This window comes from Delftia acidovorans SPH-1 (assembly GCF_000018665.1).
Lineage (GTDB): Bacteria > Pseudomonadota > Gammaproteobacteria > Burkholderiales > Burkholderiaceae_C > Comamonas > Comamonas acidovorans.
In genome coordinates, this window is the sequence record NC_010002.1 from 6,259,546 (window position 1) to 6,271,293 (window position 11,748).

The window sequence follows — 11,748 nt, forward strand, 5'->3', positions numbered from 1 at the left end:
CCGGCCGTTGCGTGGCTCAGCCCGGGTCCTGATTCGGCGCGCGCCGCCTGTGCCTGCGCACCAGCACGCTCAGCGTGTCGTCCAGGGCCTGGGCATCCAGCCCCCGCGTGATGAAGACGATGCGCGTGCGCCGGTCGGTACCCGGCCAGCGGGGCAGCGTCTGCGGCGGGGCGAACAGGTGCTGCACGCCATGGATGACCAGGGGCTGGTCCGGGTGCTCCTGCAGGTGCACGATGCCTTTGACGCGCAGCAGGTCATCGCCGCGCATGGCCGTGACCCAGTCCATCCATTCGCCGAACGCCTGCGCGGGCAGGGGCTCGTCGCGCTGCAGCACAAAGGACGAGATGCCGTCGCGGTGCGCGCCTGCCGGCGCTGTCACCGGAGCTGTCACCGGAGCCATGGCCCGGTAGCCGGGCGTCTGGAGCATGCCCGCAGCGGCGTCCTCCTGCCCCGTCGCGCCTTCCGACATCAGCCGCTGCAGCAGCGCCACATGGTGGGCGGGGTCCATGCCTTGTGGCGCCTCGCCGTTGATGGCCTGCACCTGGGCCCGCAGTTGCGCAGCGGGCTGTGCGCCGCCCAGCAAATCTGTCTTGGTCAGCAGCACCAGGTCAGCCACGGCCAGTTGCCGCACCGCTTCGGGATAGCCTGCCAGCGTGGCGCTGCCCAGCACGGCATCGACCGTGCAGGCCACGCCGGCCAGCGCATAGCGCGCCCGCACGGCGGGCTCGCCCAGGAAGGAGCGCAGTATCGGCCCCGGGTCCGCCAGGCCGCTGGTTTCGATCAGCACGCGGCGCGGCGCGCCCTGTTCGCGCAGGGCCAGGCGCTCCAGCGCCTCCACCAGATCGCCGCGCACGCTGCAGCACAGGCAGCCATTGGCCAGCAGCACCGTGTCCTCGCAGGCCAGGCTGGTCAGGTCCTGGTCGATGCCGACCGCACCGAACTCGTTGACGATGACGGCCGTCCCGTGCAGGTCCGGCAGCGCCAGCAGCCGGTTGAGCAGCGTGGTCTTGCCGCTGCCCAGGAAGCCCGTGAGCACGGTGACCGGAATGCGCTGCCCCGCCGCTTCGGGCAGGGCCAGCAGGCTGGAGAAATGCCCGCTCATGACGCCACCCCACCATGCACCTCGGCGAACGAACGCAGCGTGCGCTCCAGCCGCGCCAGCGCCCACTGCGCCACGGCCTGCGGCACCTCGTCCGAGCCCAGCGCATCGAGCAGGCCGCGCAGCGGCTGCGCGCCCTGCCCGGGTGCGGGCCGGGCACGGAACCAGGCCGCCACCTCGGGCTGCTCGCAGCGCTCGCCCCCGTCCTGCAGGTAGTCCACGATGTCCAGCTCGAAGTCCTCCAGCCGCAGGCTGATGCCGCCCGCCCCGCAGGCGCAGGCACCGCCCAGGGCGACATGGCGCAGCGCCAGGGCGCACCACAGGTCCCAGAGCCGGCCGGCCTGCAGGGCGTGGTCGGAGGCCATGGCCGTGCTCACTGCCCGTCCCAGGCCACGGCGGCAGCCGCTGCACCGGATGCACCGGGCACTCTGGGCGCACTGCGCAGCGCCTGCGTGCCCTCGTGGTCCACCTGTCCCTGGCCATCCAGCGCCACGCGGTAGACCTCGCGGGCCACCTGGGCGCTCACATAGCCTTCGCGCACGTCCTCGGCCACCTTGTCCAGTTCGCGCGCCAGCGGGTCGCCAAAGCCCCCACCGCCGCCCGACAGCATGCGGTAGGCATCGCCGCGTTCCAGGCGCACGTTGAAGATCTTGGCGTTGGCATGGTCGGTCTTCCACTCGCCCTTGTGGCGCACGGCCAGGCCGTTGCCCATGGCGTCGCCGCCGCCCTCCAGGCCCCAGGGCTTGCAGTGCACGCGGTCGATGCGCGTGGTGACGGTGAAGGGCGACAGCGCCTGCACCACCATCTCCGCGCCCAGGCCGCCCCGGTACTGGCCCGCGCCGGCCGAGTCCTGGCGGATCTCGTACTTCTCCACCAGCACCGGGTACTTGGCCTCGAGCTGCTCGGTGGGGCTGTTGTGGGTGTCGCCGTCATTGATGCAGACGGTGACGGACACGCCGTCCTCACGGCTCTTGGCGCCCCAGCCGCCGCCCAGCGGGCCGATGCCGACGATGAACAGCCGCCCGTCCTCGGGCGAGATGCCATGGATGTTGGGAAACACCAGGTCCGCATGGTGGCCCGCGATGGAGCGGTCGGGAATCGCGGGCGCCAGGGCCTTGAAGATGGTGTCGATCACCGTCATGGGGAAGGTCATCCACACGCGCATGGGATACGGCCTCTCGGCGCTGATCACCGTGCCCATGGGCATGATCACCTTGAGCGGCCGAAAGCTGCCGTCGTTGACCGGGTAGTCGGTCGGCGTGGTGAGGCATTTGTAGGCCACCTGCGCACAGGCGATGCCCGTGGTGAAGCCCGAGTTGTAGAAGCCGCGCACCTGCTTGGAGACATCCGACAGGTCCACCGTCATCTCGTCGCCCTGCACCGTGACCTTGACGCGGATGGGAATGCGCTTGCCGATGTCCAGCCCGTCGTCGTCCATGAAGGACTCGGCCTCGTACACGCCATCGGGAATCGACAGCGTGTTCTTGCGCGCCACGGCCTCGCTGGAATCCATGATCTGCGCGATGGCGCCATTGACCGCATCCACGCCATAGCGCTGCAGCAGTTCCACATAGCGGCGCTCGCCCGTGGTGATGGCCGTGATCTGCGCGCGCAGATCGCCCAGGGCCCGCTCGGCCAGGCGCACGTTCATCGCGATGATGTCGATCAGGTCCTGGTTGACCTCGCCCTGGCGCTGGTACTTCATGATGGGGATCTGTATCCCTTCGCTGAAGATGTCCGTGGTGACGTTGCCCAGCGTGCCGCCCACGTCCAGCCAGTGGGCCATGCAGCAGGTGAAGCCTTCGAGCCGGCCCTCATGGAACACCGGCATGGTGAACGTGAAGTGGTTCAGGTGGCTGCCGGTGGTGTAGGCATCGTTGGTGACCAGGATGTCACCCGGCAGGATGTTCTCGTAGCCGAAGTGGCGGATCTTGGCCTTGACCGTCTCCGACATGCCGCGGATGAACATGGGCAGGCCCAGGCCGATGGACACCGTGTCACCCTCGCGCGTGAACAGGCCGACCGTGAAGTCCAGCGCCTCGTAGATGATGAGGTTGTAGGCCGTGCGCGTCAGGTTGGTCTTCATCTCCTCCGTGACGGCGTACAGGCCGTTGCGGATGATCTCGACCGTGACCGGATCGACGGGCCTGGAGTCAGTGGGGTGGTTCATGTGCGGTCGCTCCCGATGTCGATTTGCAGATTGCCCAGTTCGTCCACGCGCAGCCGGTCGCCGGGCTGCACGACGGTGGTGGATGCGTGTTCCTCGATCAGCGCGGGCCCCGCGATCTCGTTGCCCGCCAGCAGGCGCTCGCGCAGATGCACCGGCGTGTCCACCCAGCCGCTGGAGCGGAAATAGACGGGCTTGACCGTGCGCACGGAGGCACGGCTGGGCTCGGCACTGCCGCGCTCCACGCTGTGCCGGGGCGGCTTTTTCATCGTGCCCAGCACGGTGACGCGCAGGCTCACGAGGTCGGCCGGCTCCTGCGGGGCCGAGGTGCCGTAGCGCACCTTGTGCAGTTCGTCGAACTGGCGCTTGATGGCCGAGCGGTCCCGTCCCTCGAAGAAGGCCATGGGCAGGTCCACGGTCACCGCATGCTCCTGGCCCACGTAGCGCATGTCGGCGGCGCGCTCGATCACGATGCCGTCCGGCGCGATGCCGGACTGCGCCAGCGCGGCGCGGCCCTCGTCCTCCATGCTCTGGTAGGCGGCCTCGATCTCCTCGAAGGACACCTCGCCCAGCTTGCGGAACACCGAGCGCACATAGTCGTAGCGCAGGTCGGAGAACAGCATTCCGTAGGCCGAGAAATAGCCGGGCGCATAGGGGATCAGCACCTTGCGGATGCCGATCTCGCGCGCAATGGCCGAGGCGTGCAGCGGACCCGCGCCGCCGTAGACGACCATGGTGAAGCTGCCCGCATCCAGGCCGCGCTCGGTGGTCACGGCCTTGACGGCATGCGACATCTGCGTCACGGCGATGCGCAGGATGCCGTCGGCCGCCTCGGTGGGCTCCAGGCCCAGCGGGGTCGCCACGCGCTCGGCCATCTGGCGCTGGCAGGCGTCCATGTCCAGCTGCAGCTCGCCGCCCAGGAAATGCTCCGCGTCCAGCCGGCCCAGCACCAGGTTGGCGTCGGTCACGGTGGGCTCCAGCCCGTCACGGCCATAGGCCACGGGGCCGGGGATGGAGCCGGCGCTCTGCGGGCCCACGCGCAGCGCGTTGCCCGTCTCCACGCGGGCGATGGAGCCGCCGCCCGTGCCCACTTCGTGGATGTCCATCATCGGGATCTGTATCGGCAGGGCCTGCTCGTAGCCGCCGATCAGCGCCGAGCCCGTGGTCAGCGGCCGGCCTTCGCTGATCACGCCGGCCTTGGCCGTGGTGCCGCCCATGTCGAAGGCGATGGCATCGCCCATGCCCAGTTGCGCACAGATGGCCTGGGCGCCGATCACGCCGGCCGCCGGACCCGATTCGAGCATGCGAACGCAGCCCACCTTGGCATGCTCGACCGGGAACAGGCCGCCCGTGGACTGCACGATGTAGAAATCGCCCTCGAAGCCCTTGCCGCCCAGGTGGTTCTCCAGCTGGCCCAGGTACTGCGACACGCGCGGCCCCACATAGGCATTGGCCACGGCGGTGGACACGCGCTCGAACTCGCGGTACTCCTGCGACAGCTCGTGCGAGGCGCAGACGAAGGCGCCCGGCATCTCTTCCTGCAGGATCTGCTTGACGCGCTGCTCGTGCGCCGGATTGCGGTAGGAATGCAGCAGCAGCACGGCCACGGCCTCCACGCCCTGCCCTGCCAGCTCGCGGGCCAGCTCGCGCACGGCCGCCTCGTCCAGCGGCTTGTGCAGGCTGCCGTCGGCGCGCAGGCGCTCGGACACCTCATGGCGCAGCGAGCGCCGCACCAGCGGCTGGTGCTTGTTGAAGAACAGGTTGTAGGCATCGGGCCGGTTCACGCGGCCGATCTCGTAGATGTCGCGAAAGCCCTCGGTGATCAGCAGCGCGGTGTGGGCGCCATTGCGCTCCAGCAGCGTGTTGATGGCAATGGTGGAGCCGTGCAGGAACAGATGGCCGTCGCGCCAGTCGATGCCCGCGCTGTCTATCGTGGCCTGGATGCCGTTGACCAGCTCGCCATGCGTGGACAGGGCCTTGCCGAACAGCAGCCGGCCGCTGGCCTCGTCGAACGCCGCCATGTCGGTGAAGGTGCCGCCGATATCGACGGCAATGCGCAGCCGGGGCCGCTGCGAAATCGCTTGTTGGTTATCCATGAATTTCTCCGGAGTCAGACGGCAGCGCTATCCGTGCCGATACGGTTGCGCAGCACGCCCAGGCCCGTGATCTCGACCTCGACCACATCGCCATGCTTCATGTACAGAGGCGGCTCGCGGCGGTCGCCCACGCCGCCCGGCGTGCCCGTGGCGATCACGTCGCCGGGCGACAGCGGCGTGAAGCGCGACACATAGGCCACGATGGTGGGGATGTCGAAGATCAGGTCGCCCAGGCTGGCCTGCTGCATCACGCTGCCGTTCAGGCGGGTCTGCAGCGCCAGGCTGCGCACGTCGGCCACCTCGTCGCGCGTGACCAGCCAGGGGCCGAAGGGCGCCGTGCCGGGAAAGTTCTTGCCGGGCGTGAACTGGTGCGTATGGCGCTGCCAGTCACGCACGCTCACATCGTTGAAGCAGGCATAGCCGGCGATGTGGTCGAAGGCATCTTCCTTTGCAATGTGGCGCCCGCCCCGGCCGATGACGAAGGCCAGCTCGCCCTCCCAGTCGAAACGCTCCGAAAAGGCCGGGCGCAGCAGCTCGTCGCCATCGGCGGCCAGGCTGTCGTTGAAGCGCAGGAACAGCGACGGGTGCTCGCTGTCGGCGCGCCGCGTCTCGGCCACATGGGTCTTGTAGTTCAGGCCCACGCAGATGAGCTTGCCGGGGTTGGGGATGACGGGCAGCGCCTGGGTCTGCGCCGCATCGACGGACACGGCGCCGGCCTGCAGGGCCTGCTCCAGCTCGCCCAGCGCCTGTGCGCGCAGCACGGACAGCAGGTCGGGATGGCGGGCGAGAAAGTCGGCGGGCGGCAGCAGGAAGCGCTCGGCCAGAACCTGCCCGTAGCGGGGCTGTCCGGCATGGATGAAGCTGGCGAGTTTCAACGGATTTTCCTTAGGTTCGGTGTCTGGAAAACCTGCCAAGGCAAGGCCGCTGGCAAGGCATGACTGCACTGTAGAAATCCCGTTGATATCTGGATAGATAGAATTTCAGGCTTTCAGAATTGCCTCATCAGGCATACCTCAACCGGGTAATCACCATGCACCTGCCCAGCGTCAAGCTCTTCCTCGAGGTCTCCGAAGCCGGCAGCATCAGCAAGGTCGCGGCACGGCGGCACACCGTGCAGTCGCACATCAGCCGGCAGATCAGCGAATTCGAAGCGTCTCTGGGCGGCCCCTTGCTGCGGCGCACGGGCCGGGGCGTCACGCTGACGCCGCTGGGCGCGCGGGCCGCGCTGCGGCTGCGCAGCTGGCTGCAGGAAACCGAGCAATTGCAGGAAACGCTGCGTGCGGACGCAGGCCAGCTATGGGGCGAGGTGCGGCTGGGCATCGTGCCCTCGGGCGCGCACCCGCTGATGACGCATGTGTTCGACTGGCTGCAGCGCGAGCACCCCGGCATACGCCTGAACATCACCGAGGCCCAGGGCACGGAGCTCGACGCGCTGCTGGACAGCGGCGCCGTGGACCTGGCCATCCTCTTTCGCTTCGCGCGCCCGGCCGGCGGCGACGAGCGGCTGCTGAGCACCGCGCACAGCTATCTGGTGTCGCGCCCTGGCGACCCCTTGACCCTGGCGCCCACCACGGAGTTCGCCGCGCTCGACGGCCTGCAGCTGGTGCTGCCGCGCCGCCCCAGCCATTGGCGCGACGCGCTCGATGAGGCCGCGCACAGCCACGGCTTTCGGCTCGCGGCGGCGGCCGAGGCCGACTCGCTGACCGTGCAAAAGGAGCTCGTGGCCCATGCGCCCGGCCTCTACTCGGTGATCGGCCCGTATTCCATCGATGCCGAACTGCGCCAGGGCCGGCTGCAGGCCAGCCGCCTGGTCAACCCCGGCCTGGTGCGCCATGTGACGCTTGCCCTGCCCCGGCACGGCAAGCTCACCCAGGCCTGCCGCGTGGTGGGCGATGCCATCGAGGCCTTGACGCAGGCCTGGGGACAGCAGCTGTCGCCGGGGCCGCTGAGCACCTCGGGACTGCTCGGGGAGCCTGCGCGGCCGAAGGGCAGGCCCCGCCCTCAATAGCCCCGCGCCGCGTCCACCGCCTGCGGCAGCTCGCCGCTGGCGCGCCAGCGCCGGATGTTGCCCGCCACGATGGCCGATGCCGTCGCGCGGTCCGTGGGTGCCGAGATGTGGGGCAGCACGGTCACGGCGGGGTGCGCCCATTGCCATGACGCTTCGGGCAGGGGCTCCTGCTCGAACACGTCCAGCACGGCATGGGCCAGGCGGCCGCCGTCCAGGGCGGCGCGCAGCGCGGCATCGTCCACGATGGGGCCGCGCGCAAAGTTGATCAGCGAGGCATGGGCAGGCAGCGCGGCCAGCGCCTGCGCGCCGACGAGGCCGCGCGTCTGCGGCGTGAGCGGCAGCAGGCATACGAGGATGTCGGTCTGCGCCAGCATGGCGGGCAGCTCGGCATCACCCGCATGGCATTGCACGCCGTCCATGTGCCTGGGCGTGCGGCTCCAGCCGCGCACCTGGAAGCCTGCCGACAGCAGCCGCTGCGCGGCGGCCTTGCCCAGTGCGCCCAGGCCCAGCAGCGACACCGTCCTGTCCTGCGCGCGCACTCCGTCATGCGCCAGCCATTGGCGCGCGGCCTGCTGGCGGGCATAGCGCGGCATGTCGCGGTGCAGGTACAGGGTCCAGGCCAGCACGGCCTCGGCCATGGTGTCGGCCAGTTGCGGGTCCACCAGGCGGACGATGCGCAGGTCGGTATCGCCCAGGTCGGCCACCAGGCGCTCCACGCCGGCCCAGACGCTGTGCACCCATTGCAGGCGCGGCAGCGTGCGCAGGTCGGCAGGCTGGGGGTTGGCGACGATGGCGACCTCGCAGGCCGCGCGCTGGTCGGCATCCAGCGTATCGAGCGCCACCACGCGCTCCTCGGGCAGGGCGGCCTGCAGGGCCTGCAGCCAGGCCTGGGCTGCCGGGTAGCCGGGTGCGCAGACGAAGGGGAGCGGGGGGAGCGAGGCGCGCGGAGACAGCGAACCGCTCATTTGGCGAAGACCTTGTCCAGGTCGGCGAAGCCCTTGACCTCGATGGGATTGCCGCTGGGGTCGCGGAAGAACATGGTGGCCTGCTCGCCGGGCTCGCCCTCGAAGCGGATGCCGGGCTGCAGCACGAAATCCACCACGCCGCCCGACAGCCGCGCGGCCAGGGCCTTCCAGTCGTCCATGGCCATCACCAGGCCCAGGTGGGGCATGGGCACCATGTGGTCGCCCACGCGGCCGGTGTTCGTGACCGGGAAGGGCTCGCCCAGGTGCAGCGAGATCTGGTGGCCGAAGAAGTCGAAGTCCACCCAGGTCTCGGTGCTGCGGCCTTCCTGGCAGCCGAGCAGCGTGCCGTAGAAGGCGCGCGCTTCGTCCAGATCGCGGACATGGTAGGCAAGGTGGAAGCTGGTGCGCATGGCTGATCCTTTGGTTGTGCTTGTGGTGCAGTCAGGTTCGCAGGCCGTGGCCTGCCGTGGGTGGCGCGAGCCTAGCAGAGGCTTTTCAAAAGTGATAGCGTTGATTTCTTTGCAATCCCCAAGGAAATCTTTTGGAGACCCGCTATCTCAAGAGCCTGATCGCCGTGGTGGACAGCGGCTCCATCGCCGATGCGGCGCGCGCCGAGCACCTGACCGCCGCCGCCGTGGGCCAGCGCGTGCAGGCGCTGGAGCGCGAGCTGGGCTTTGCCCTGCTTTCGCGCAGCGGCCATGCGGCCCGCCCCACCCAGGCCTGCCTGGCCCTGCTGCCGCGTGCGCGGCGCCTGGTGCGCGAGGCCGCGCTGCTGGGCAGCGATGCCAGCGCCGATGGCCTGGCCGGCACGCTGCGCATCGGCGCCATCTCGACCGCGCTCACGGGCATGCTGCCGGCTGCGCTGCGCAAGCTCACGCAGGCGGCGCCACAGTGCCGGCCCGTCATCGTGCCGGGCACCTCGCGCGCCCTGTTCCAGATGCTGCAGGCCGGCGAGCTCGATGCCGCCGTCATCGTGGCGCCCCCTTTTGAACTGCCCAAGGCGCTGCGCAGCGTGCAGCTGCGCCGCGAGCCGCTGGTGCTGCTGGCACCGCCCCAGGCACGCGGCCGGCCTGCCGCGCTGCTGCGCAGCCTGCCCTACATACGCTACGACCCCGATGCCTGGGGTGGCCGCCATGCAGCCGACTGGCTGGCCGACCAGGGGCTGGAGCCTGCGGTGCTGTGCGACCTGGACGCGCTGGAGGCCATTGCCATGCTGGCCGCCGACGGCATGGGCGTGGGCCTGGTGCCGCACTGGACGGGCCTGGAGCGCTTCATGGGCGACTGCCGCATGCTGCCCATTGCGGGCGCCGCCTATGAGCGCGCCATCTTGCTGGTGACCAGCGCCGAGCCCGACCTGCCGCGCATGGCCGATCTGCTGGAGGGCGCACTCGCGTAGGGGATGTCTCGCATGGACTTCTCAAGAAAAGCAAGATTCGGCAGAGCAAGGGGCTGAAGGGTTTGCAGTCTCACATTCGGCCTGTCGATGCAAGGTGTTCGTACTGCTGGCCCTGATGGCATTCGCGGGTGACCGACGAACGAAACATTTATAGATTCGGCAAAGGAGTGCGGCCATTCAAGGCAGGAATCCTCGAAAACAACTCACCCATAAAGTCCATGAACACGACAGCCCGCGTGGGTAGCAACCTGTTGGCCACATAGACGATCTGCACCGGTACGGGCGGAGCTGCATGATCCGTCAAAATGAACTGCAATCGGCCGCTGTTCAGCCCACCCTCAAACAGCCACGCAGGTCCTTGTGCTACGCCCAGGCCTGCCGTGACCGCGGCACTCACTGCGTCGGGCGAGTTCACCCTGAGCCTGCCGGAAACCGGGATGTCCGCGTCACGGAATCGCCAGATCGCCCCGGACGACAACAGGGTGTAGATGATGCAATCGTGATCGCGCAGGTCATCTGGAGTCTGCGGAACTCCACGTTTGGCCAGGTAGTCCTTGCTGGCCACGAAGACGCGGTCGTACCATCCAAGACGCCGGGCCCGCAAGCTACTGTCCTCCAAGTGTCCGATGCGAATGGCGATTTCGGTCCCTTCGTTGACCAAGTCCACGTATCGATCGTTGAATTGAAGATCCAAGGTCAATTGGGGATAGCGCTCCAAAAAGGTCGGCACGTGTGGCAACACAAATGCGTGTGCGAGAGCCGTTGGGCAGGCTACGCGCAAGAGTCCTGATGGCTCGACGTTGTTCCTGAAGGACGATTCGGATTCATCTACCGCATCCAGGATTCGCCGGATGTCCGCGTAGTAGCGTTCGCCCTCCGGCGTCAAAGATAGCTTTCGCGTGGACCGGTGGAGCAGGCGCGCCTGCAAATGATCTTCCAGCGCCGCCACATAGCGACTGACATTGGGTTGCCCCAGGCCCAGATCACGCCCCGCAGCAGAAAAGCTTCCAGTTTCTACGGCGCGCGCGAAGCAGCTCATCAAGAGAAATCGGTCCATTACTCACCTCAATTCATGCAGTTTCAGCATGAATCTTATACATAAGTCATATCTTATGTATTTTTTTGCATGGATGCATCATTCCTGCGGTCGACCTGGTCGGTCGTCGTTCTCAGGAGAAATCAATGTCGCGCTTGCAAGGTAAACGTACTCTCATCACTGGCGGCACGAGTGGCATCGGGCTGGAAACCGCAAAGCAGTTTCTGGAGGAAGGCGCCCGCGTCATCGTCACGGGCGTAAATCCCGATTCGATCGCAAAGGCACAAGCCGAACTGGGCCCCGAAGTTCAGGTGCTGCGCGCCGACTCGGCCAGCGTTGCTGCCCAAAAGGAATTGGCACAGATCATCAAGGAGCACTACGGCCGACTGGACATTGCCTTCCTCAATGCCGGCGTATCTGTCTGGCTGCCCATCGAGGAATGGTCGGAAGAGATGTTTGACCGCTCTTTCGACATCAACGTCAAGGGCCCCTACTTCCTGATGCAGGCACTGCTCCCGATCTTCGCGAATCCCGCCTCCGTCGTGCTCAACACCTCCGTCAGCGCGCATGCAGGCGCAGCCCGCTCGTCCGTGTATGCCGCCACGAAGGCCGCATTCTTGAACATGTCGAAGACGCTTTCGACTGAATTGCTGGGACGTGGCATCCGTGTCAATGCGGTCAGCCCCGGACCGATCGAAACGCCGCTGTACGACAAGCTCGGGATTCCGGACGCGTACCGCGAGCAGGTCAACAAAGATATTGCGGCGAGCATTCCGCTTGGGCGCTTCGGCACGGCCGACGAGGTGACTAAAGCCGTGCTGTATCTGGCTTCCGACGAGTCGCGTTGGACGGTGGGCTCTGAAATCGTCGTTGACGGCGGCCGCCTGCTCAATGGTTAAGCGCGCAGCCCAGGAGGTCGGCGAAAGCGTGTTGGCTCGGGCAGAGTCAACGAGGCGCTGACGGCCTGCTTCAGCGCTGCGT

General features: G+C 67.9%; 11 protein-coding genes. 3 read left to right on the forward strand and 8 right to left on the reverse strand.

Features of this window, described 5'->3' with window-relative positions; translation table 11 throughout:
- Window positions 1-16: 16 nt before the first annotated feature.
- From DACI_RS28470 to DACI_RS28490, 5 genes are read right to left on the reverse strand one after another with little or no spacing between them, the layout of a single operon-like run.
- Window positions 17-1,102 (reverse strand): CobW family GTP-binding protein, encoded by a 1,086-nt coding sequence (locus tag DACI_RS28470; protein WP_012207427.1) that lies wholly within the window; start codon window positions 1,100-1,102, stop codon window positions 17-19.
- Window positions 1,099-1,464 (reverse strand): hypothetical protein, encoded by a 366-nt coding sequence (locus tag DACI_RS28475; RefSeq protein ID WP_012207428.1) that lies wholly within the window; start codon window positions 1,462-1,464, stop codon window positions 1,099-1,101. Before DACI_RS28475 ends, DACI_RS28470 begins: the two co-directional genes overlap by 4 nt.
- Window positions 1,465-1,472: 8 nt before the next feature.
- Window positions 1,473-3,269 (reverse strand): hydantoinase B/oxoprolinase family protein, encoded by a 1,797-nt coding sequence (locus DACI_RS28480; RefSeq protein WP_012207429.1) that lies wholly within the window; start codon window positions 3,267-3,269, stop codon window positions 1,473-1,475.
- Window positions 3,266-5,362, reverse strand: a complete 2,097-nt coding sequence (locus tag DACI_RS28485; RefSeq protein ID WP_012207430.1) for a hydantoinase/oxoprolinase family protein — start codon at window positions 5,360-5,362, stop codon at window positions 3,266-3,268. Before DACI_RS28485 ends, DACI_RS28480 begins: the two co-directional genes overlap by 4 nt.
- Window positions 5,363-5,376: 14 nt before the next feature.
- Window positions 5,377-6,237 carry a fumarylacetoacetate hydrolase family protein gene (locus DACI_RS28490; protein WP_012207431.1) on the reverse strand — a complete coding sequence of 287 codons (861 nt, stop codon included), beginning with the start codon at window positions 6,235-6,237 and terminating at the stop codon, window positions 5,377-5,379.
- A 155-nt stretch (window positions 6,238-6,392) separates the two neighbouring features.
- On the opposite strand from DACI_RS28490, the gene DACI_RS28495 reads away from it, so the two are divergent.
- Entirely contained in the window at window positions 6,393-7,370 is a 978-nt protein-coding gene (locus DACI_RS28495) for a LysR family transcriptional regulator (protein WP_012207432.1), read from the forward strand.
- Here DACI_RS28495 and DACI_RS28500 read toward each other — a convergent pair.
- Complete coding sequence (locus DACI_RS28500; RefSeq protein WP_012207433.1) at window positions 7,364-8,335, reverse strand: 2-hydroxyacid dehydrogenase; 972 nt, start codon at window positions 8,333-8,335, stop codon at window positions 7,364-7,366. The two genes, DACI_RS28495 and DACI_RS28500, sit on opposite strands and share 7 nt — an antisense overlap.
- Window positions 8,332-8,745: a VOC family protein gene (locus DACI_RS28505; protein WP_012207434.1), complete on the reverse strand. Its 414-nt coding sequence runs from the start codon at window positions 8,743-8,745 to the stop codon at window positions 8,332-8,334. Before DACI_RS28505 ends, DACI_RS28500 begins: the two co-directional genes overlap by 4 nt.
- Before the next feature lie 131 nt (window positions 8,746-8,876).
- Between DACI_RS28505 and DACI_RS28510 the strand changes: the two genes are divergently transcribed.
- Complete coding sequence (locus tag DACI_RS28510) at window positions 8,877-9,731, forward strand: LysR substrate-binding domain-containing protein (protein WP_012207435.1); 855 nt, start codon at window positions 8,877-8,879, stop codon at window positions 9,729-9,731.
- Between the two features lie 148 nt (window positions 9,732-9,879).
- Here DACI_RS28510 and DACI_RS28515 read toward each other — a convergent pair whose 3' ends face one another.
- Window positions 9,880-10,788 carry a LysR family transcriptional regulator gene (locus DACI_RS28515; protein WP_012207436.1) on the reverse strand — a complete coding sequence of 303 codons (909 nt, stop codon included), beginning with the start codon at window positions 10,786-10,788 and terminating at the stop codon, window positions 9,880-9,882.
- A 125-nt stretch (window positions 10,789-10,913) separates the two neighbouring features.
- Here DACI_RS28515 and DACI_RS28520 point away from each other — a divergent pair, with 125 nt between their 5' ends.
- Window positions 10,914-11,666, forward strand: coding sequence for an SDR family oxidoreductase (locus tag DACI_RS28520; RefSeq protein WP_012207437.1), 753 nt, complete (start codon window positions 10,914-10,916; stop codon window positions 11,664-11,666).
- Window positions 11,667-11,748: the final 82 nt, after the last annotated feature.